This is a genomic window from Arthrobacter sp. zg-Y1110 (assembly GCF_025244865.1).
Classification (GTDB): Bacteria; Actinomycetota; Actinomycetes; order Actinomycetales; family Micrococcaceae; genus Arthrobacter_B.
In genome coordinates, this window is sequence record NZ_CP104272.1 from 765,540 (window position 1) to 786,674 (window position 21,135).

17 protein-coding genes are annotated in these 21,135 nt (G+C 68.1%); 13 read left to right on the forward strand and 4 right to left on the reverse strand.

Annotated elements, in window-relative coordinates:
* Positions 1-123: 123 nt before the first annotated feature.
* The 7 genes from N2K99_RS03605 to N2K99_RS03635 all read left to right on the forward strand — a co-directional run bounded on the left by N2K99_RS03605 (position 124) and on the right by N2K99_RS03635 (position 9,361).
* A complete protein-coding gene (locus N2K99_RS03605) occupies positions 124-957 on the forward strand; it encodes a hypothetical protein (protein WP_308036418.1) in 834 nt (277 codons plus the stop codon).
* Between the two features lie 29 nt (positions 958-986).
* Positions 987-1,643 (forward strand): class F sortase, encoded by a 657-nt coding sequence (locus N2K99_RS03610; RefSeq protein ID WP_260554808.1) that lies wholly within the window; start codon positions 987-989, stop codon positions 1,641-1,643.
* A gap of 115 nt (positions 1,644-1,758) precedes the next feature.
* Complete coding sequence (locus tag N2K99_RS03615) at positions 1,759-4,182, forward strand: zinc ribbon domain-containing protein (protein WP_227933916.1); 2,424 nt, start codon at positions 1,759-1,761, stop codon at positions 4,180-4,182.
* A 238-nt stretch (positions 4,183-4,420) separates the two neighbouring features.
* The gene (locus N2K99_RS03620; RefSeq protein ID WP_227933917.1) at positions 4,421-6,430 is read left to right on the forward strand and encodes a hypothetical protein; all 2,010 of its coding nucleotides are present in this window, start codon (positions 4,421-4,423) and stop codon (positions 6,428-6,430) included.
* Between the two features lie 118 nt (positions 6,431-6,548).
* Positions 6,549-7,616: an SGNH/GDSL hydrolase family protein gene (locus N2K99_RS03625; protein ID WP_227933918.1), complete on the forward strand. Its 1,068-nt coding sequence runs from the start codon at positions 6,549-6,551 to the stop codon at positions 7,614-7,616.
* Between the two features lie 85 nt (positions 7,617-7,701).
* On the forward strand, positions 7,702-8,508 hold the full coding sequence (locus N2K99_RS03630; protein ID WP_227933919.1) for an enoyl-CoA hydratase/isomerase family protein: 807 nt from the start codon (positions 7,702-7,704) through the stop codon (positions 8,506-8,508).
* 46 nt (positions 8,509-8,554) lie between these two features.
* Positions 8,555-9,361 (forward strand): 3-hydroxyacyl-CoA dehydrogenase family protein, encoded by an 807-nt coding sequence (locus N2K99_RS03635; RefSeq protein WP_231711905.1) that lies wholly within the window; start codon positions 8,555-8,557, stop codon positions 9,359-9,361.
* Here N2K99_RS03635 and N2K99_RS03640 read toward each other — a convergent pair.
* On the reverse strand, positions 9,348-10,391 hold the full coding sequence (locus N2K99_RS03640; protein ID WP_227933921.1) for a nucleoside hydrolase: 1,044 nt from the start codon (positions 10,389-10,391) through the stop codon (positions 9,348-9,350). The two genes, N2K99_RS03635 and N2K99_RS03640, sit on opposite strands and share 14 nt — an antisense overlap.
* 88 nt (positions 10,392-10,479) lie before the next feature.
* Between N2K99_RS03640 and N2K99_RS03645 the strand changes: the two genes are divergently transcribed.
* The gene (locus tag N2K99_RS03645; RefSeq protein ID WP_227933922.1) at positions 10,480-11,625 is read left to right on the forward strand and encodes an FAD-binding oxidoreductase; all 1,146 of its coding nucleotides are present in this window, start codon (positions 10,480-10,482) and stop codon (positions 11,623-11,625) included.
* A 28-nt stretch (positions 11,626-11,653) separates the two neighbouring features.
* Here the strand turns inward: N2K99_RS03645 and N2K99_RS03650 are convergent, their stop codons facing one another.
* A complete protein-coding gene (locus N2K99_RS03650; protein WP_227933923.1) occupies positions 11,654-12,841 on the reverse strand; it encodes an ROK family transcriptional regulator in 1,188 nt (395 codons plus the stop codon).
* 204 nt (positions 12,842-13,045) lie between these two features.
* On the opposite strand from N2K99_RS03650, the gene xylA reads away from it, so the two are divergent.
* The 5 genes from xylA (at position 13,046) to N2K99_RS03675 (ending at position 17,746) form a co-directional block, all read left to right on the forward strand.
* On the forward strand, positions 13,046-14,227 hold the full coding sequence (gene xylA, locus N2K99_RS03655; RefSeq protein ID WP_231709512.1) for a xylose isomerase: 1,182 nt from the start codon (positions 13,046-13,048) through the stop codon (positions 14,225-14,227).
* Between the two features lie 90 nt (positions 14,228-14,317).
* Positions 14,318-15,739, forward strand: coding sequence for an FGGY family carbohydrate kinase (locus N2K99_RS03660; protein ID WP_227933924.1), 1,422 nt, complete (start codon positions 14,318-14,320; stop codon positions 15,737-15,739).
* Positions 15,740-15,749: 10 nt separating this feature from the next.
* Positions 15,750-16,667, forward strand: coding sequence for an aldose-1-epimerase (locus N2K99_RS03665; protein ID WP_227933925.1), 918 nt, complete (start codon positions 15,750-15,752; stop codon positions 16,665-16,667).
* Positions 16,668-16,716: 49 nt separating this feature from the next.
* Positions 16,717-17,154, forward strand: coding sequence for a cytoplasmic protein (locus N2K99_RS03670; protein ID WP_227933926.1), 438 nt, complete (start codon positions 16,717-16,719; stop codon positions 17,152-17,154).
* 31 nt (positions 17,155-17,185) lie between these two features.
* Positions 17,186-17,746 carry a GNAT family N-acetyltransferase gene (locus N2K99_RS03675; RefSeq protein WP_227933927.1) on the forward strand — a complete coding sequence of 187 codons (561 nt, stop codon included), beginning with the start codon at positions 17,186-17,188 and terminating at the stop codon, positions 17,744-17,746.
* Here N2K99_RS03675 and N2K99_RS03680 read toward each other — a convergent pair.
* Both N2K99_RS03680 and N2K99_RS03685 read right to left on the reverse strand, forming a co-directional pair.
* Positions 17,743-18,735: an acetylxylan esterase gene (locus tag N2K99_RS03680; protein ID WP_227933928.1), complete on the reverse strand. Its 993-nt coding sequence runs from the start codon at positions 18,733-18,735 to the stop codon at positions 17,743-17,745. The genes N2K99_RS03675 and N2K99_RS03680 overlap by 4 nt on opposite strands.
* A 35-nt stretch (positions 18,736-18,770) precedes the next feature.
* Entirely contained in the window at positions 18,771-21,134 is a 2,364-nt protein-coding gene (locus tag N2K99_RS03685) for a glycoside hydrolase family 3 N-terminal domain-containing protein (RefSeq protein ID WP_227933929.1), read from the reverse strand.
* Position 21,135 lies beyond the last annotated feature (1 nt).

Genomic DNA, 21,135 nt, shown 5'->3' on the forward strand with positions numbered 1-21,135 from the left:
TGTTCGCAGCGGGGCCGCCGATGGATGGGTGATCCCCTCATCTCCCGGGACAAGTAGCCCGCGCCGATTTCAAAGTAATTTGCCTCACGACCCATCCGGGAACGGATCGGCTCCGAACCTTCCATGTCTAACGACCGATGCACGCACCTCGATGTGCACACCGACACGACGAAGGAACCGATCATGAACAAGAAGATGCGCCTGCTTGCCGTTCCCACCCTGGCCCTGGGTGCGCTGGCCCTTTCGACGGGTCCCGCCATGGCCCATGGCGAAGACTCCTGGTCGAGCCAGGCCACGCTGAACACCATGAATAATTCCGGCACCACCGGACAGGCCATGGTGGACGTCCACGGCACCGAGGCCAAGGTAACGGTCAACGTCTCCGGTGCGGCGGAGACCTTCATGGACGGTCCCTTCCCGCACGCCCAGCACATCCACATCGCCGCCCAGGGTGTCTGCCCGGGTCCCGACGCCGACACCGACGGCGACGGCGTCGTCAACACCACCGAGGGACACCCGTTCTACGGCCACATCGGCAACTCGCTTACCACCGAGGGTGACACCAGTGCGGACTCCGCACTGGCCGTCGATCGTTTCCCGGGCGGATCCGCGTACACCTACGAGCGCACCTTCGAACTGACTCCCGAGACCGCAGCATCCCTGAAGGACGGGTCCGCGGTAGTGGTAGTCCATGGAGTGGATCCCGCGTTGATGCCCGCCGCCGCAGCGGAGAAGATGTCCGACCTCGACGAGACGCTGCCTGCCGCAGCGACCCTTCCCGCGGCCTGCGGCACCCTTACCGGTTCGCAGATGGATGCGATGCCCGAAGGCGGAGCTGACACCGGGGTGGAGGCAGCAGCCGGCAACGGCAACTCCGCCGGAATTGCCGTAGCCGGCGCCGGTGTCCTGGCCCTGGCCGGTGGGGCGATGGCTATCCGCCGTCGTGCCAACGCCTAAGACTGACCGTAGCTGAAGCGTCGATTCCCATGACGGCATCCCGCCCCGGCCGCCGCGCAGGACTGATGTCCTGCGCGGCGGCCGCGCTTCTCCTGCTCTCCGGATGCAGCGGCACGGCCGCGCCGGAGACCGGAGCACCGACAACCACCACAACGACGGCGGCTGCCCCGGCTGCCACGGCCGCCGCGTCAAGCCAGCCTGCAGCCCCGCAGGCTGACGCTCCTCCGGTGCTTTCCCCCTCCGCGCCGGTGTCCTTATCTATCCCGGCCACCGGCACCGAATCCCGGCTCCTGCATCTTGGACTGCGGGAGGACGGTTCCCTCGAGGTTCCGCCGGAGCCTCCCGGTTCGCCGGCGAGCTGGTACACGGGCTCGCCCACCCCGGGGGAACGCGGCCCCGCCGTGCTGCTGGGGCATGTCAACGCCACCGGCGGCGGCGAGGGAGTCTTTGCCGGCCTGCGGAACCTGTCGCCCGGCGACCGGCTCGAAATTGCCCGGGAAGACGGGAGCACTGCGGTCTTCTCGGTAGACCGGGGAGAGCAATACGGCAAGGACGAGTTTCCTACGCTCGCGGTGTACGGCAATACCGCCGGTGCAGAGCTGCGCCTGATCACCTGCGACGGTTTCGACCCTGCCACCGGAACCTTCGACGACAACTACGTTGTCTACGCCAGTCTCAGCCGGTGAACCTGCCCCCAGCCTGACCCCAGCCCGTGCTAGGGTCTAGTGCCGTACGTATCTGTTGGCTCGGGGGGACCATCACTTACTCCTTCCGGGTCCTTGCTGACATCCTGGGGGAGTCTTGAAACACTGCACGTCCTGCGGCGCTGAACTGCAGCCGCATTGGAAATTCTGTACCAACTGCCAGGCACCTCAGCCGGCACAGTCGGGCGGCGAAAGCACCGCACCTCAAGGCACCGAAGCCGATGCGGCCTCGAATTCCGGAACGCACCGCGCTGACTCCCCGCAGGCAGCATCCCCGCAGGCAGCCTCCCCTCAGACCGACGACTCCCAGAGCCCGGCCCAGGCCGAGCAGCCGACGCAGCGCTTCGAGCCGGCTCCGGTTCAGACTCCGGCCCCGGCCGAGCAGCCGACGCAGCGCTTCGGGCAGGCCCCGTCCCAGCAGCACAGCGAACAGCAGGCCGCAGCTATGCGCGCTCCGGGTGCGCCGACTTCCGTGTTCGACCCACCTTTTGTCTCGCAAGCTGCGGCCCAGTCCGGATCCGGCCAGCCAGGCTACACCGGCCCCGCCGGCTCAGGTCCCCACTCAGGTGGTCCCAACGACGGCGGCCCCACTGGTCCGCAGGGGCCCGCCGGACCGGGCGCGCCGTCGTCGGGCGGCAAGAAGCCTTCCCGCAAGCTGACGATCATCCTGGTCTCCGTGCTGGCACTCCTGGTCATCCTGGGGCTGGCCGCGTTCTTCATCGTGCAGAACATGGTCCGCGGAGGTGCCGGGTCCGCCGAAGGCGCTGCCGACAAGGTGGTGGAGGCCATCGAGTCCAAGGACATCATTGGGCTGGCTACCATGGTGCCGCCGGAGGAACGCGAACCGCTCCAGCGCATCCAGGAGCAGCTTGAGGACAAGGCCGAGGAATTCCGGTTGGAGGAAGCGATCAACAAGGTCTCTGACGAAGACTCGGAGATTGACGACGACCTGACTTTCGACGGCATGGACATCACCTTTGAGGGTGTGGATCCCAAGGTCACCGAGATCGATGACCACACCGCCCTGATTGAGTACACCTCCGGCGAAGCACGTTTCCAGATAGATCCGGCGAAAACTACCGGAACCATCCGCTCCGCGATCGAGGCCGGAGATCTTGAGGACGAGGAAAAGATCGACGAAACCGTCCAGCTTAACGAACTCGGACCGGACGGCTCGCCCCTGACCCTGCTGGCCACCGAACGCGACGGCCGCTGGTACGTGAGCCCGATGTACAGCATTGTCGAAATGATCAACGAGAGTGAAGGCTTTGACCGCGGCAGCGTTCCCGAATCGGCGGGCGGCAGCGACAGCCCGGCAGCAGCAGCGCAGGCGGCAGTAGAGGCGGTGCCGGAGGCGGTTTCCGAAGGAAGCCTGGAGCCGCTCGCCGGCACACTGTCCATCCATGAGGGCAGCATGCTCTACCTGTACCCGGACCTGTTCGATGACCTGATGGCCGGCGCCAGTGGGGAAGAGCTGAACATCAGCGACGTGCGGTTCACGGATGGTGACAAGGACGGCGACCGTGCCGTCGCCGTCGTCGAGAACATCACTGTTGAAAGCGAATACGGCGACAAGATCACCCTGACCAGCGATTGCATCGAGGGCGAGCGGGAGTCCGACAGCATCTGCTTCGGCGAGTCCGGCTACTCCATTGAGCCCTCCGTGGAGATGCTGGGCGGTGCGAAGATCATGAGCCTGACCACCATCGAGGAGGACGGCAAGTGGCGGGTGAGCCTGGGGCACACCGTCGCGGATTGGATCATCAACTGGACCGATTCCCTGACCCGTGAGCAGGCCCTGGCTATGCTGCAGCTCGCGAATACCGAGGACGCCACCGGAGATATCAGCGTGGACGAATCCACCGAGGTGGAGTTCAACTCGGCCGGCTTCGCGGTCCTCAACCTGACGGTGGACGAGGAAATGGCCCTGGAAGCAGAAGACGGCGACTTCGGCGACATGCTGGTTTACTCCGAGGATGGCAAGGAGCAGATCGCGGACCTGGGATGGGGCGATGAGGTCGAGGCGGGCAACTACAAGCTCGTGGTCTTTGCCGGCCCGGAATGGCAGGAAGAGTTCGCCGAAAAGGGCAAGGACTTCGAGTACTCCGCCGACCTGACCCTGGTTGAGGGGAAGGGCTACGACTTCTCGGATTCCTCTTCGGATGATTCGGATTACTCTGACGAGTCACTGCCTTCCGGTTCGTACATCAGCAGCGATTACGGCGTGCTCTCCACCGGGGCCTCGTCAGAGTCCGCGAAGAGCCACACCCTCTCGGGCACCGACGCCGAAGCCGACCTGGAGATCAGCGCCCTCGGCTCGACGACTTCCAAGATCGTCATCGGGATCACGCTGGACGGCAAGGAAGAGAAAGTTGAAATCCCGGCAGGGGAGCGGACCGAATACTCCATCGCTTACCCCAACGACGGCAAGGACCACGAGCTGAAAGTCCAGATACTGTCTGCCACTCCGGAGACCGACTTCGCTCTTGTGAGCTACACGGTCGCGGTCAAGACGAAGTAGCAGACACCCGGCGGCAGGTCAGCCTGCCGCCGGGTATGCCGGATCGCCGGCGTCATCAATATTTTGAAGATCCAAGGAAGGCGTTATGAAATTCTGTCCCGAGTGTGGGAAACAACAAGAACCGGGGGGCCGGTTCTGTGCGGAGTGCGGGTATGCCATAGGTGCCGCGCCCGCTTCTGCAGCCTCCGCGCCGGGTACGGAACCTGCCGCCGAACCCGCAACACCAACCACCGGATCGGTGGAAGACCGGCAGCTCGCCGCAGTCGGGGCAGGCCAGCCCGGCCAGGCCTACGGCCAAGGTGGGTATGGTCAGCCGACTCAGCAGCGTCAAGAGCAGCAGTATCCGGGTAACCCCGGCTACGGCCAGGCCCAGGCGCAGGCTTCCTCCGGCACCAAGCGTCCGTCACCCTTCGCCGGGGTTCCGATCAGCGACTACGTCCGGGACGGCATCGCGTTCCTGGCCCTGTTCGCCTCGCTTTTCATGACCTGGACCTTCAGTACGAGTAGCTACGACGACGCCACCAAAGCGGGTGCCCGCGTTGACGTACTCCTTATTACGCTCCTGAGCATCCTGTCCCTGGGCATCAGCTACCTGTGGCGTGGCGGCGTCTTCGGCCCGACAGTCGGCTACCGGAAAGTCCAGGACATCCGTCTTCTGGCCAACCTCCCGTACGTCATCCTGGTGCTGGTGTACTTCGTCCTGAGCCTGGTATCAGGCTTCGGCGACGACAGCTACCGCTACCTGGGCGGCGCCGTCGCCTTCGGACTTGCCGGTGCCCTTCTCGCGGCACAGCCCCGGAACGGCGAAATAGCTCCGGGCGACGTCGATCATGCCCGCCACCGGCGCTGGCTGTTCGTCATGCTGGGCATTGTGGGCTTTGCCGCCGTCGTCACCTTTGTGCAGATCATCCTGTTTGTTATGGACGCGCTGGACTACTACACAGGCGCGGACGGCTGGCTGTTCCTGATAGCACAAGTCCTTGCCGCGCTCCTTTCAGTGGGAGTCCTGGGACTTGTCGCGCTGAAGGTCTTCGGCGGCTCCGACGCCTGGCGCTTTGCCGGTGCGGCACTTGGTGCGGGCGCTGCTTTCCTCGCCGTGCTCGGACTCATGGGTGTGGATTCCCTTACGGAGGGCTTCTTCCCGGGAGTTGCCGGGTTCTCCACCTTCTTCTGGATGGCCTTCGGTGCTGCGGTTTCCGCTCCGTCCGTCGCCCGCACCACGCACCGGACCGCAGTTGCCCCCGCGGACCGGCTCACGGCCCTCCGCCCCGTGGTGCTGCTAACCCTGATCCTGGCGTCGGCCCTCGCCCTCTTCATGGTGGTCGGACTGGTGCAGACCCTGGTGGAGGACCACGACGGCGTCGCCACTTGGTCCGTTGGCCTGGTCCTCGCGTTGCTGCTGGTGGCCGCCACCATAGTGGTCCGGAAGCTTGCCGCCCGCGATGAGCGGTCCGCCTTCGTGATGGGCAGCGTCTATGCGGGTGCCCTGTTTGTCCTGTCGCTGATCCTTATGATCCTTTTCGAAGTCCAGGACTTGGACTCTTCGACGACGAGCGCCGCACCGTTGCCGGTCGGAACGGTCACGACCCTGATCATGCTGCTCACCTGGGTTATGCCGTTCGTGGTTCTGGCCGTACTTTGGCTGGACAAGGCTGCGCGGGCACACTTCAAGACGCTGCCGGCTTCCGGAAACACGGGCACCGGTTTCGCCTTCGAAGGGGCTCCGGCCCGTGCACAGGTTCCCGCCATTCCGACGCCGGCCACTTTCGTTGGGGCGCAGCAACACCAGGTTCCGCAGCAGGGCCAGCCCGCCGGCCAGCCCGTTCAGCAGCAGGTTCCGGTTCAGCAGCCGGTTCAGCCGCAGCAGCAGGCTCCAGTTCAGGCGCCCGTTCAGCCGCAGCAGCAGGTTCCGGTTCAGCCCCAGCACACAGCGCCCGTCCAGGAACCGGCTCCGGCCCAGGAACCCGTGCAGACCGCGGCAACGGAGTCGCCGGACCAGGCTACGGACCAGGACGAAGAAGTGTCCGAGGACACCGTTCGGCGTACGCCGGCCGCTGACCCGGATGCCGCGCTCTTGGCCGAAGCTGCCGATCCGGCCACACCCCTGGTCCGGCTCCAGGAGCTGGCTACCCACCCGCGGGCCCGGGTAGTCGTGGCAGCCAACCCGTCCACCTACCCGGCACTGCTGACCTGGCTGAGCCAGCTCGGAGATCCGGCCGTGAACGAGGCGCTGGGCCGCCGTCGGTAACCGGCCCTAAGTAATAGGTATGAAGCGGCGGCCGACGTCGTTGGTACGGGTTATCACCGCCAACGACGCCGGCCGCCGGCCTTTAACTTCCACCCGCTCAAGGATTCAGGGGGCGCTCATGAAAAACTCCGCATGCGCCGGCGCGAGGCGGCGTGCAGCAGCCGGCATCGCGGGGGCCGCAATACTGCTCTCCGGGTGCTCGACCGCCCCTGCCGCCGGACCGCCGTCGGACAGCACGACGACGACGGCAGCGGCCAGCCCCGATCCGACCTCGACCTCGAGCCCAAGCCCAACCCCAACGCCGGAACCGCCCCGCCCCTCAGGCTGGCTCGAGGAGATTACCGGCGACGTCGGACGCCTGGCCATCCTCGGCGACTCCTTCGCTGCGGGGGAGGGGGCCGACGATTACCAGCCTGCAGTGTCGGGGGTCCGGGATTCCTGCCACCGCAGCCTCCACCCGGCCGCTGCGGAACTGTTTGCTCCACAGAACATTGCCAACCTGGCGTGTTCCCGGGCCACCACGGGGCACCTGACCGCGCAGCAACGGCTGGCAGTAACGGATTCCGGAGCCGGACCGAATACCGACCCGGGTACGGTCCCGGCACAACTGGAGCAGCTGCGCGGCTTCGAACCGACCCTGGTGGTGCTCTCGGTGGGCGGCAACAACCTCGACTTCGCCGGAATCCTGCAGGCCTGCCTGCTGGAAACCACTCCCTGCAGCGACGACCCGCAACTGGCCGCCCACGCGGCAGAGCAGCTGTCCGCCCTCGAGGCGGACCTCGTGGACGCCTACGCGGGCGTGGCGGCCGCGGTCTCCGCTCCGGTGCTGGTGCTTCCGTACCCCCAGCTTTTTGATGAGCCCGACGGCGACTGCGGCCGGCTCAGCACCGCGGAACAACGCTTCGGCCGGGACCTCATCAATGACTTGAACGCCGTCATCCGGTCCGCCGTGGACAGCTCCTCCGCGCCGAACATCTACTACGTGGACGCCGTCGAACAGGCACTGGCCGGACACGGCGCCTGCAGCCCGGAACCGTTTGTCCATGCCGCGGATGTCTCCGGTCTGCTGAAGGCCGCCGATTCGTTTACCGCCAACCAGGAGCTGCTGCACCCCACCTCTGCGGGCTACCGTGCCATGACCGCGGAGCTGGTCCATTGGGCTGCAGAGCACCCCGTGCCGCAGTGAGCCGCATCACGGCAAAGCCCGGCGGCTGCGTAATACTAGGACTGCCGGCAAGGACGCCGGCCCGCAACGAGAGGACGGGCGCACCGTGACGGAACCCCCGCAGCAGACCCAGGCATTCGCAGGATTTTCCACGCTCCGGGTGACCGAGGGAGCGGACCGGGTCCACGTCCAGCTGCACCGGCCCGAGGTCCGCAACGCCATTGACGCGGCCATGGTGAAGGAACTGCATGCAGTCTGCGCCGAACTGGAGCGGCAGCCGCGGGTCCTGATCCTCTCCGGCACCGAGGCCGGCGGAAAGGGGATCTTCGCCTCCGGGGCGGACATCACCGAGCTGCGCGAACGCCGCCGCGACGACGCCCTGGCCGGCATCAACTCCGGCCTCTTCACCCGGATAGCCGCGCTGCCGCTGCCGGTCATCGCCGCACTGGACGGATTTGCGCTGGGCGGCGGAGCGGAACTGGCCTACGCCGCGGACTTCCGGCTGGGCACACCACGGCTGAAGATCGGCCAGCCCGAAGCAGGGCTGGGAATCATGGCGGCTGCCGGAGCCACCTGGCGGCTGAAGGAGCTGGTGGGCGAGCCGCTGGCCAAGGACATGCTGCTGGCCGGACGGATCCTGTCCGGGGAGGAAGCACTGGCTGTCCGGCTGATCACCGAACTCCACCACCCCGCCGGCCTGCTGGCCGCCGCCCACGCGCTCGCGGACCGCATCACCGCCTCCGATCCGCTGGCCCTGCGCCTGACCAAAGCTGCCTTCGCCGCCCCGCGTGACGCGCATCCGCTGATCGACAACCTCGCCCAGGGAATCCTCTTTGAATCCGAGGCGAAGTTGAACCGCATGCAGGCCTTCCTCGACCGCAAGGAGAATTCCCGTGGCCTTCGAGAGCGCTGACATCGGCACCGTCCCGGCACGGGTAGGGGTGCTGGGCGGCGGACGCATGGGAGCGGGTATAGCCCACGCCTTCCTTCTCGCCGGAGCGGACGTGGTGGTGGTCGAACGGGACCGGGAAGCCGCCGACGCCGCCCGCACCCGGGTCACCGGGTCTCTCGGCAAAAGCGTGGAACGCGGGGACACGGATGAAAGCGCCCAAGAGCTCGCTGAGCGTGCCGCCTTCGCCGTGGATTATGGACAGTTTGCGGGCTGCGGCCTGGTGGTGGAAGCGGTGCCGGAGGACTACGCGCTGAAGTCCGCGGCCCTGCGCGCTGTGGAGGAACAGCTCGACGACGGCGCCTGGCTGGCGACCAACACGTCCTCGCTGTCCGTGGACCGGCTGGCTGCGGGTTTGAAGCGGCCGGAGAACTTCTGCGGCCTGCACTTCTTCAATCCCGTGCCGGCTTCCCGCTTGGTGGAACTGGTCCTCGGCGACCGTACATCGGAGCAGCTGGCCGCCAGCGCACGGGAATGGATCGAAGCCCTGGGCAAGGCCGCCGTCGTCGTCCGCGATGCGCCCGGTTTTGCGTCCTCCAGGCTCGGCGTCGCCATTGCCCTGGAAGCCATGCGGATGGTCGAGGAGGGGGTGGCATCCGCCGAGGACATCGACGCCGCCATGACGCTGGGCTACCGCCATCCCACCGGCCCGCTGCGCACTACGGACCTGGTGGGACTGGACGTCCGGCTGGGCATTGCCGAGTACCTGCACTCGACACTGGGGGACCGCTTCGCGCCGCCGCAGATCCTCCGCGACAAGGTGGCCCGCGGCGAACTCGGACGGAAGACAGGGCAGGGCTTCTTCAGCTACGAATAGCCTCGCCCGGAGCCACCGTGTCCAGGAAAGTCCGGACCATGGCGGGGTGGTCCAGCGCCATGGCCACCGAAATCACCGGTGCCGGTGCGAGCAGCCCGTGCACCGCGTCCTCGCCGGCGATCCTCCGCCGGTCCACCAGGGTTTGCCCGCGGCTGTGCCCGGCAAGCTCCACCCGCACCGGGTAATCCTCGAGGACCACGGTTTCCGGTGCGGCGATCAGGCAGGCGGCACCGGCGTCGCCGATGGTCATGGGCTCGAGGGTGCCGTCGTTGGCGCTCACCGTGGGAAGCGGCTCCGCGCCCAGGACGCCTCCGGCCGCCCGGGTCCGCGCTCCCAAAGCCAGCAGGGAGCCCACGAGCCGGGCACCGGGATCCGTGGAGGCTTCCAGCAACAGGTACTGCGGCGCATCGAGGGTCGCCACCATAAAGACGTCCAGCCCGTACATGGTCACGGGCACGCCGCTCTCCAGCACCACGGCCAGCGCCTCCGGATCATGCCAGGCATTGAACTCGGCATGCGAGGTGGCATTGCCCATCCCGGCCGATCCGCCCATAAACACAATCCGCTCCAGCTTCCGGGCCGTGAGCGGGTAGGCACGCAGGAACACCGCCAGGTTGGTCAGCGGGCCGATGCCCAGCAGGGTCACCGGTTCCGGAGACTCTTCGATGGTGCGGTGCAGCAGTTCGACGGCGGCCAGGGGCGAAGCCGATGCACTGGCGGCCGGCAGCTGCAGCCCGCCGATCCCGTTGGCGCCGTGGAAGGCGTGTGCGTTGCGGGGCTCGTTGATCAGCGGCCGCTCCGCCCCGCGGGCCACCGGAACGTCCGGCCGGCCGGCAAGGTCCAGCACGTCCAGGGTATTGCGCAGTACCTGGTCGACGTCGGTGTTCCCGGCCACGCAGGTCACTGCGCGCAGGTCGATGCGCGGGCTGCGGGCCAGGAAGGTCAGGGCCAGGGCATCGTCCACGCCGGTGTCGACGTCGGCAATCACCGGGATGCGGCGCGATTGATCGGGGGAGGAAGAAGAATGCACGGCGCCGTCTTTCGCTTAACCTGCTGGAAATTACCTGACAAGGTAACCAGAGAATTAAACCCTGCGGTACTTCAAGAAGGGGAAAGGCATGCCGAACACGCTTCCGCCGGATACCGTCGCCGTCCTGGGCGGCGGAGTGCTGGGACTTTCCACTGCGGTGCAGCTGCTGCGCGGCGGCGCGGACGTGCTGCTGGTGACGGAAGCGGAAGTGGGCAGCGGAGCCTCCGGGCGCTCACTGTCCTGGCTGAACGCCGGCGGGAGTTACGGCGAAGATTACTACCGGCTGCGGATGGCGGGTATCGACCGGTACCGGACCCTGCTGGCGCAGAATCCCGGCATCGACTGGCTTGCCTTCGACGGCGGCCTGTACTGGGACGATGACCCGTTCGTTGTCGTTGAGCGGCACAACGAACAGACCCGGCAGGGCTACGAGGCCCGGATGCTGGAACGCGATGACGTTCCAGGCATGGTGCCCGGCGTGGACCCGGGGGTGCTGCCCCACCGGGTGCTGGTCAACCCGGGTGAAGGCTGGGTGTCGCTGCCGCACCTGGTCCGGTACCTGGCCGAGGAGTTCACGATGCGCGGCGGCACGATGATCGAACACACCGGAATGTGCACTCTTACCCGCGGCGCCGGGTCCGACGGCGGCATCAGGGCACGCGGGATCCGCACCGCCGGCGGGGAAGAATACGCGGCCGACGCCGTCGTCGTCGCCTGCGGAGCCGGCACGCCCGCAGTGCTGGCCGAGGCCGGCGTCCACCTGCCCGATGCCTCCGACCCGGCCATGCTGGTGATCAGCGAACCGGTGGACCACGGACTGCGGGCCGTGCTGAACACGCCGCGGATTTCGCTTCGCCCGCACCCCGGTGGGCGGCTCGCGATGGATTCCACCTGGTACCTGGACCGCGTGCAGCGCCGGGAGGACGGCAGCTGGAGCGTGGATTCCGAGGTGCCGGCCGAGTTGGCGGCGGAGGCGAGCCGGGTGCTGGCCGGGCATCCGGAGGTGGTGCCGCAGAGCCGGCAGCCGGGGTTGAAACCGGTGCCGGGGGACGGTGAACCGGTGCTCGGCGAGCTTGCCGCGCTGTCCGGCTGCTGGACCGCCTTCACGCACTCGGGGGCCACACTGGGCCTGATCGCAGGGGAGTTGGTGGCCGCGGAAATCCGCACCGGCCGCCGGCATCCGCTGCTGGAACCGTTCCGGCCCGAGCGGTTCAGTTTCGGCTGGGACTCCTAAGCCGGAAGGTTACTAAGCCGGCCGGTTCCTAGGCCGGGCGCGGCGCGGCCAGCACCGGAGCGAAGGCCAGCTCCGCGGCGCCGACCAGCAGCAGTTCCGAACGCAGCGCCGCCCGGCGCAGCTGTACCCGCCGGCCCAGGCCCGCGACCGCCTCGGCGGCAACGGCGTCGGTCAGCCGCTGGGGATTGGAAGCGAACAGGGTGCCGAGGAAACCGCCCAGGACAATCGTGTCCGGGTTGAAGATGTTCACGAAGTTCGTCAGCGCCACTGCCAGCTGATCCAGCTGCCGGTCCGCCTCGGCGCGCACTGCTGCGGTCTGCTGTTCGGCCATCGCCGCGTCCAGTGTGTCCTGGTCCGCGCGGTCCAGGCCCAGCACCTCCAGCAGGCCGGCCAGGTTCACTTCCGTTTCCAGGCAGCCGCGGCGGCCGCAGTGGCACCGCTCGCCGTCGCTGCGGACCAGCGTGTGCCCGAGCTCGCCCGCGTAGCCGTCCGCCCCTCGCAGCGGCCTGCCGGCGACGATGATCCCGCCGCCGATCCCGCTCGCGCTGCCGTTGAGGTACACGGCATTGTCGGTGTCGACGGCGGCACCGAAGAGACTCTCGGCCACCGAACCCAGGGTGGCGTCGTTGCCGGCGAAGACCGGCAGGTCCAGCGCCTCGGCCAGGGGAGCGGCCAGCGGCTCGTTCCGCCAACCCAGGTGCGGTGCCAGCAGCACCTGGCCGTCGGAGGTGCGGGTGAGCCCGGGAACGGCCACGCCGACCCCGGCAATCCGGTCCATTCCGGCCAGGTCCGGAGCCATCCCGGCCAGCACGGCGCGGGTGATGCTTACCGTCTCGGCCACGCTCGGCCGCGAAACTGTGTCGTGGCGGACCCGGCGGTGCACCCGCCCGCCCAGCCCCACCAGGCCGACGGTCACGGCGTCGACGTCGGGATGGACCACTATGGCGGCCACCCGCTCGTTGGGGTGGACCAGCGGGCTGGGCCGGCCGACCCGTCCAGCGGGCGGATCGGTCTCGTAAGCCAGCCCCATGCCGGCCAGTTCGCCGACCAGGGCGCCGATGGTGGAGCGGTTGAAGCCGGTAAGCCGGGTCAGGTCCGCGCGGGAGAGCTGCCCGTTCCGGTGCAGCAGGGTCAGGATGCGGGAGAGGTTGGTGGACCGCAGGTTATCGGTGCCGCGGCCTGCCGGTGCAGGGGCGCTGATAATGCCGCTTTCCACGTCTTGGTTTCCTCTCCGGTTACTGGTCATCCTCCAGCCTACCTGTCGTCGCCGCGGTTTGGTTGGGGTCGGCAACAAAGTGCCTCCGAGAGGTCCCACCGCGTGAGGGACGGAAGCTTTTTCGTCCGGGAACCATTGACACGGGAGAGCCACCCGAATATGTTGTTGCTTCCAACTAATACTTGATCTGGAGCTATCGTGACAATGACGCCATCGCCTTCCGACCGCTTTACCTTCGGCCTCTGGACCATCGGCTGGACCGGAACCGACCCCTTCGGCACACCGACGCGGGCCGCATTGGATCCCATCAAGGGCATGCATAAGCTCGCTGAACTGGGCGCCTACGGGGTGACCTTCCACGACAATGACCTGGTTCCCTTCGACGCCACGGCGCAGGAGCGGGACATCATCATCAAGAACTTCACCAATGCCCTGGCCGAAACCGGCCTCAAGGCACCCATGGTGACCACCAACCTGTTCACGCACCCGGTGTTCAAGGACGGCGGCTTCACCTCCAATGACCGCTCCGTCCGCCGCTTCGCACTGCGCAAGGTGCTGCGGAACATCGACCTCGCGGCGGAGCTCGGCGCGGAAACCTTCGTGATGTGGGGCGGCCGCGAAGGCAGCGAATACGACGGTTCCAAGGACTTCTCCGCAGCCTTTGACCGCATGCGTGAAGGCATCGACACAGCTGCCGGCTACATCAAGGAAAAGGGCTACGGGCTGCGCATCGCCATCGAGCCCAAGCCCAACGAACCGCGCGGCGACATCTTCCTGCCGACCATCGGCCACGGCCTGGCATTCATTGCCCAGCTCGAGCACGGCGACATTGTCGGACTGAACCCGGAGACCGGGCACGAGCAGATGGCCGGGCTGAACTTCACCCACGGCATCGCCCAGGCCCTGTGGTCCGGCAAGCTGTTCCACATTGACCTCAACGGCCAGAAGTCCATCAAGTTCGACCAGGACCTCGTCTTCGGACACGGCGACCTCACCAGCGCCTTCTTCACCGTGGACCTGCTGGAGAACGGTTTCCCCAACGGCGGACCGCGCTACGAAGGTCCGCGCCACTTCGACTACAAACCGTCCCGCACCGAGGGCTACGAGGGTGTCTGGGAATCCGCCAAGGCCAACATGGACATGTACCTGCTGCTCAAGGAACGTGCCCTGGCCTTCCGCGCTGATCCCGAGGTGCAGGAAGCCATGCAGTACGCCGGCATCACCGAGCTGGCACAGCCCACGCTGGCTGCCGGTGAATCCGTCACGGACCTGCTTTCCGACGCCGCGTCCTTCGAGGACTTCAACGCCGACGCCGCCGCGGACCGCGACTTCGGGTTCGTGAAGCTGAACCAGCTTGCGCTGGAACACCTGATGGGTGCCCGCTAGGCTACCTGCGCACGACGCGCAAACCATCACCGAATCGTGCTGCCGCCGGGCCCTGGGGGACCGGCGGCAGCACCCGTTGAAAGGCTCGACATGCCACTCGTTGCCGGAGTCGACAGCTCCACCCAGTCCTGCAAGGTAGTCATCCGCGATGCCCAGACCGGCGCGCTGCTGCGCGAAGGCACGGCCCGCCACCCGGCTGGTACCGAGGTGGACCCGGAAGCGTGGTGGGCGGCGTTCCGAGAGGCAGCTGCGGCTGCCGGGGGACTGGACGACGTCGCCGCTGTCTCGGTAGGCGGGCAGCAGCACGGCATGGTCTGCCTGGACGAAACCGGTGCCGTGGTCCGCCCGGCCCTGCTCTGGAACGATGTCCGCTCCGCCGCCGCCGCGGACAAGCTCATTGCCGACGCCGGACCCGACGGCGCCCGGTACTGGGCCGACACCACGGGCTCCGTGCCGGTGGCCTCGTTCACTGCGACGAAACTGCGCTGGCTGGCCGAAAACGAGCCGGAAAACGCTGCCCGCACCGCCGCCGTTTGTCTGCCGCACGACTGGCTGAGCTGGCGCCTGGCCGGTTACGGGCCGGGCAGCGGCGCGGAAGGGCTGGCCGCCCTGACCACCGACCGGTCCGACGCCTCCGGCACCGGCTACTGGTCCCCGTCCACCGGCGAGTACCTCCCCGAAATCCTGGAGCAGACCCTCGGCCACGTGCCGCAGCTGCCCCGCGTCCTGGGCCCGCTCGAAGCGGGCGCCCGCACCCCCGCCGGCGCGCTGATCGGACCCGGCGCCGGTGACAACGCCGCTGCCGGACTGGGTGTCGCGGCCGGGGTGGGGGACGTGGTGGTCTCCATCGGCACCTCAGGCACCGTGTTCGCCGTCGCCGACAATCCGACGTCGGACGCCACCGGACTTGTGGCCGGCTTTGCCGATGCCACCGGCCACTTCCTCCCGCTGACCGCCACCCTGAACGCCTCCCGCGTCCTGGACGCCACCGCTGCCATGCTCGGGGTGGAACTGAACGAACTGACGCGGCTGGCCCTCTCCGCTCCGGCCGGTGCCGACGGCCTGATGATGGTGCCCTACTTCGAAGGGGAACGCACCCCCAACCGGCCGGACGCCACCGGGTCCCTGCACGGCATGACGCTGCGGAACTTCACTCCCGCCAATCTGGCCCGGTCCGCCGTCGAGGCCGTGGCCTGCTCCCTCGCGGACGGCTTCGCGGCGCTGAAGAACACGGGAGTGTCCGCGCAGCGCGTGATCCTGGTGGGCGGAGCTGCCCGGTCCGAGGCGATCCAGCAGGTCATCGCCGCTGTCTTCGAGCTTCCCGTCACCGTCCCGCGGCCGGGGGAGTACGTGGCCGACGGCGCCGCCCGGCAGGCCGCAGCCATCCTCACGGGCGCGTGGCCCGCGTGGAACGACGGCGCGTCCGTGGTGGTCACGGCCGATCCCACGCCTGGGGTGCTGCAGCGTTACCGGCAGGCGGCGGGAAGCCCTGCGCTGCCGGCTGCCGGATAGGATCGGGCCCATGACTTCCTCTTTCGGCCCCAACGGCCATCCCGTTTCCCTGGCCGCCGGGGATTACCGGGCCACCATCCTGCCGGTGGGCGCCACGCTCTCCGGGCTGACCTTCAGCGGCCGGGACGTGGTGCTGCCGCTTGCGGAAGACGAAATTCCGCAGGCCTTCACCGGCAAGGTGCTGATGCCCTGGCCCAACCGGATTGTCGGCGGCCGCTACACCTTCGACGGCACCGAGTACCAGGTGCCGGTCAACGAGCCCGAGACCGGCATGGCCCTGCACGGACTGGTTGCCTGGGATGCCTGGGACGTTGTCGAAACCTCGCCCGAGCGCGTGGTCCTGAAGCACCGGCTGATGGGACAGCCCGGCTATCCTTTCCAGCTGGAATTGCAGGCGGTCTATGCGCTTGAGGCCGAAACCGGGCTAAGTGTGGAATTGTCTGCCGCCAATGCGGGCACGTCGTCGGCACCGTACGGCGTTTCCGCCCACCCCTACCTCACTGCCGGCCGGGTGCCGGTGGACCGCTGTGTGCTGGACGTTCCCGCCGCGCGGGTCCTCGGCGGTCCGGAGCAGTCCGGGAGCCCCCTGGACCTGAGCGAACTGCGGGACACCGAGGGAACCGTGCTCGCCTTCAACGCTCCGGAACCGATCGGCGCCCGCACTGCGGACCATGCCTTCACCGGCCTGCCCGACGGCGACTGGCAGGTAACGCTCACAGATCCGGAGACCGGCTTCGGTGCTGTCCTGTCCGCCACCGGCAAGGAGGCGCCGTGGCTGCAGGTCTATTCCGGCGAGAAGATGGACCGGCTGGGCGTGGGCGTAGAGCCAATGACCTGCCCGCCGGATGCCTTCAACTCCGGGGAGGGACTCATTGTGCTGGCGCCCGGCGAGGAGCACCGGCTGGCTTACCGGATCGCGGGGGCGTAAGCGGTCGCGGCTCTGTTGTCCTGCCGGCACCCGGCCTAAGCTTCCAGGCATGACCCAGGACCCAGTCCAGTCCAATCCGGACCACTACAAGGTGGTATTCGAAAACGAGCGGGTGCGTGTGCTCGAGTACCGGGATACGCCGGGGCACATCAGTAAACCGCACCGGCATCCGGACAGCGTGATGCTGACCGCCAGTCCGTTTCACCGGCGGCTGCACACGAGCGGCGGGCCTGATGGTCCGGGTGGTCCGGGACCGGGTGGCCCGACACCGGGCGGACCGGGACCGGGCGGACCGGGCGGACCGACACCCGCTCCCGGCGGCGGAATGGACGTGGAACTGCCCGCCGGTGCCGTCCGTTGGCTTCCGGCCCAGGAGCACTACGGCGAAAACACTGGAGAGACGGAAACCCACGTGTTTTTCGTGGAACTCAAAGAGCCGAACCCGTCGGGCGCGGCGCCGGGCGGGCCGGGGCCGGCCGGCCCCTGACCTGCTCTTTCAGCCGCTGTAGACTTCCCGGATGCTGATCCTGGAAACGCCCCGGCTGACCCTGCGCCCTTACACTTCCGAAGACGCGGACTTTGTCCTGGACCTGTACTCCCGCATGGAGGTGCAGCGTTTTCTGGGCGCCAACCCTAAGACGATGCAGGACCGGGCCGAGGCGCTCACCCTGATCGAGGCATGGGCCCGCCGAGACGACGGAACCTGCGGCATCTGGGCGGTGCAGGAGAAGACGGTGCAGGAGAAGACGGTGCAGGACCAGGACGCCGGGAACCTAACCGGAACCCTGCTGCTGAAGCCCATCCCGGCATCGGGCCCTGAGCGGAAGCCCTCGGGCGACATCGAGATCGGTTGGCACTTCCACCCCGACAGCTGGGGCAAGGGATACGCGTCGGAGGCTGGTGCCGCCGTCCTGCAGCACGGTTTCAAGCACGGCCTGCCGCGCGTTGTGGCCGTCACCAACCCTGCCAACACGGCATCGATGCGGGTCTGCGGGAAGATCGGGTTGCAGCACCAGAGCAGCACGGACCGGTACTACAACACCGTCTGCGAACTGTTCACCGCCGAGAACCCGAACTAACCCGCCAGCTGCTTCTGCAGGAACGCCAGCGCGGCGACGTCGTCCTCGATGGCCCCGGCCTCGTGCCCGTTGAACGGCCACACCGTCAGTTCCTTCGGACCGGCGTAGTTGTTGTACGCGGCGTAGACCGTGGACGGGGGAGTGATGGTGTCCATCAGCGCCACCGAGAACAGTGCAGGGGCGGTTGAGCGCGGAACCAGGTTCACGGCGTCGAAATAGGCCAGTGTCTCCATCACCGTCTCCGCCTGCCCACGCTGGACCGCAAGGTAGTCACGGATCTCGCGGTACGGATAGGAATCGGTGACGGTCACGGCCCGCGGGAGATCGGACAGGAAAGGGACGAACGCGACGACGGCGGCCACGTCCGGGCAGAGCGCCGACGCCGCGAGGGCCAGCGCCCCGCCCTGGCTCTGTCCCAGCACGGCCACCCGCGCCGGATCCACCTGCACCGACGACACCTCCGACAGGGAGCGCATCGCCTCCACCGCGCGGACCGCGTCGGTGAACAGCCGCCGGTAGTAATAGGTGTGCGGGTCGAGCACGCCGCGGGTCATCACGCCCGGGACCTGCGGTCCGGCGCTGCCGGCGGCGTCGGGCGTGGTGCCCTTGCTCCAGCCGGCTCCCTGCCCGCGGGTATCCATCTGCAGGTGCGCGAACCCGGCCGAGGCCCAGAACAGATTCTCGTGCGCATCCCCGCGTCCGCCGCCGTAACCGACAAACTGCACGACGCCGGGCAGCGGACCGTCGCCGCCGATGCTCCGGGCCGGCAGCCGCAGCCAGGCCCGGATGGGTTCACCGCCGAAACCCGGAAACACCACATCGTAGAGCTCCACGGTCCGCAGCCCGCTGGGGTAGGGGGTGACCTCCACCGCCAGCGGATGCTGCCGTGCCTCGTCCAGGGTGTCCGCCCAGAACCGGTCCAGGTCCTCCGGGGCACGGGTGCTGCCTCGATAGGCGGCAAGCTGGTCGGCGGGCAGGTCGGAGTACATGCGGTTTTATGCTCCCGGGTTGAAGGTAAAGGTGCTCAGCCCAGCGGTGCCACGTCCGCCGGGCAGTGCAGCCGCCGGGTGTGGTCCACTACCCGCACGGTTCCGGTCAGGCTAACACCGGCCGTACCGCGGATATCGGCACTCGACGCCCCGAGCCGCAGCTCCAGGTCCCCGGGCTCCACAATGCGCTGCCCGTCCCGCCCGGTGAAGGACGCGGCGTCGGCCGGAACCGTAAACCGCACCTTCGCCGCTTCTCCCGCACGCAGCGGGACCCGAGCGAACCCGGCCAGCCGCTGCACCGGGCGCACTACCGAGGCCACCGGATCGTGCAGGTAGAGCTGGACGATCTCGACGCCGTCGCGCTCGCCGGTGTTGGCTACGGTCACGGAAACGGACGTTTCGCCGTCGACCCCGAACTCCGCCGGACCGTCCAGGGCGACGTTCGACCACTCGAAGCTGCTGTAGCCCAGCCCGTGGCCGAATGCGAAGGCAGGTGTCGGGTCGATGCTGGACACGTCGCTCATCTGCGCGAGCGGAGCGGCCAGATAGGTGGACGGCTGCGCACCGGGGGACGCCGGAACGCTGACCGGCAGCCGGCCGCTGGGATTCACCCTGCCGCTCAGCACACCGGCGATTGCCGGTCCGCCCTCTTCGCCGGGGAAAAACGCGTGCACAATGGCGGCGGCTTCCGTAGCGGCGCGGCCCAGGGCATAGGGGCGTCCGGTCAGCAGCACCAGCACCACGGGTTTGCCGGTGTCCAGCAGTTCATTGAGCAGCTGCTGCTGCACTCCGGGCAGGACCAGCGACTCGGTATCGCAGCCCTCGCCGCTGGTGCCGCGGCCGAACAGCCCGGACCGGTCACCCAGCACGGCCACGACGACGTCGGCCTCCCGGGCGGCGGACAACGCGTCGGCGAATCCGTCTGTCTCAGGTCCGTCCACGCTGCAGCCTGCGGTCACGGTCATCGCGCTGTCGGGGAATTCGCCGCGCAGCGATGCCGCCATGGTGGGCAGCTCGATTCCCGCTGCCACCTCCGGGTGCTGCACACCCACGTGGGCGGGGAAGGAGTAGCAGCCGAGGAACGCCATCGGGTTGTCGGCATTGGGTCCGACGACGGCGATGCGGCCCGGCGCTGCCAGCGGCAGGATTCCGTTGTTGGCGGTGAGGATCAATGCCTGCTCGGCGACCTCGGCCGCCAGGGACCGGTTCTCCGGCCGGTCCAGGTCCACCGAACCCAGCACGCCGGACGAGTCCGTGAGGTCCATACCAGCCAGGGCCGAGGGCACCGCGGACCAGTCCGGGTCCAGCAGCCCGAGTTCGACCTTCTGCGTCAGCACCCGCAGCAGCGCGGTGTCGATGACCGCTTCATCCAGCCGTCCGGACTCCACTTCTTCGATGAGATGCTCGCCGAAGGCATCCACGGTGGGAAGTTCCACGTCTACGCCGGCGGTCAGCGCCGCCGCAGCCGCCTCGCCGAGCGAACCGGCCACCCGGTGCAGTTCCTTGAGGAAGCTGATCCCGAAGTAGTCGGCCACCACCGTGCCGTCGAAACCCCACGTCTCGCGGAGCAGGCCGGTGAGCAGCGAGCGGTCCGCAGCGGAGGGGACGCCGTCGACGTCGGTATAGGCGTGCATCACGGAGCGCACCCCGGATTCCCGCACGGCCATTTCGAAAGGCACCAGCAGGACGTCCGCGCGTTCGCGCATACCTACGGAGACCGGGGCCAGGTTGCGGCCCGCCTTGGAGGCTGAGTAACCAACGAAGTGCTTCAGCGTCGCCACCACTCCCGCACCTTCGAGGCCGCGGATGTAGGCGGAAGCGATGCTGCCCACCAGATAGGGGTCTTCGCCGATGGTCTCCTCCACCCGGCCCCAGCGGGCGTCGCGGACGACGTCGAGCACTGGTGCGAGGCCCTGATGCACGCCGACCGAGCGCATGTCGGTGCCGATGGCCGCACCGATCCGGCCGATCAGTTCCGGGTTGAACGTGGCGCCCCAGGAGAGCGGCACCGGGTACGCCGTTGCGCCCCAGGCCGCGAACCCGGCCAGGCATTCCTCATGCGCCATGGCCGGGATGCCGAACCGGTTGGACTCGGCGATCCGCTGCTGCGTGCGCATCAAGGACAGGGCGCCCATGCCGGCGTCGACCGGCAGGGTGCCGAACGGCCGGGTGAGCTGGCCCAGCCCGTTCGGCAGGAGATTCTCCAGCGGCACCGGTTTCTTCATGTCGTGCTGGTGGGGTGCCACCTGGCCGCCTTCGCTGGAGGCGCCCACCCAGACGCCGAAGAGCTGGGCGACCTTTTCCTGCAGCGTCATCTGTTCCGCCAGCCGGGCGGCGCGCTCGCGGGCGGTCAGCGACGTGTCCCGCCAGGGGAGGTGCTGAACTGTTGTTTCTGTCATG

Coding starts and splice junctions, on each gene's coding strand:
- N2K99_RS03605 (WP_308036418.1), top strand. CDS start 124: ATGTCTAACGACCGATGCACGCACCTCGATGTGCACACCGACACGACG.
- N2K99_RS03610 (WP_260554808.1), top strand. CDS start 987: ATGACGGCATCCCGCCCCGGCCGCCGCGCAGGACTGATGTCCTGCGCG.
- N2K99_RS03625 (WP_227933918.1), top strand. CDS start 6,549: ATGAAAAACTCCGCATGCGCCGGCGCGAGGCGGCGTGCAGCAGCCGGC.
- N2K99_RS03635 (WP_231711905.1), top strand. CDS start 8,555: ATGGGAGCGGGTATAGCCCACGCCTTCCTTCTCGCCGGAGCGGACGTG.
- N2K99_RS03645 (WP_227933922.1), top strand. CDS start 10,480: ATGCCGAACACGCTTCCGCCGGATACCGTCGCCGTCCTGGGCGGCGGA.
- xylA (WP_231709512.1), top strand. CDS start 13,046: ATGACGCCATCGCCTTCCGACCGCTTTACCTTCGGCCTCTGGACCATC.
- N2K99_RS03660 (WP_227933924.1), top strand. CDS start 14,318: ATGCCACTCGTTGCCGGAGTCGACAGCTCCACCCAGTCCTGCAAGGTA.
- N2K99_RS03665 (WP_227933925.1), top strand. CDS start 15,750: ATGACTTCCTCTTTCGGCCCCAACGGCCATCCCGTTTCCCTGGCCGCC.
- N2K99_RS03670 (WP_227933926.1), top strand. CDS start 16,717: ATGACCCAGGACCCAGTCCAGTCCAATCCGGACCACTACAAGGTGGTA.
- N2K99_RS03675 (WP_227933927.1), top strand. CDS start 17,186: ATGCTGATCCTGGAAACGCCCCGGCTGACCCTGCGCCCTTACACTTCC.
- N2K99_RS03680 (WP_227933928.1), bottom strand. CDS start 18,735: ATGTACTCCGACCTGCCCGCCGACCAGCTTGCCGCCTATCGAGGCAGC.
- N2K99_RS03685 (WP_227933929.1), bottom strand. CDS start 21,134: ATGACAGAAACAACAGTTCAGCACCTCCCCTGGCGGGACACGTCGCTG.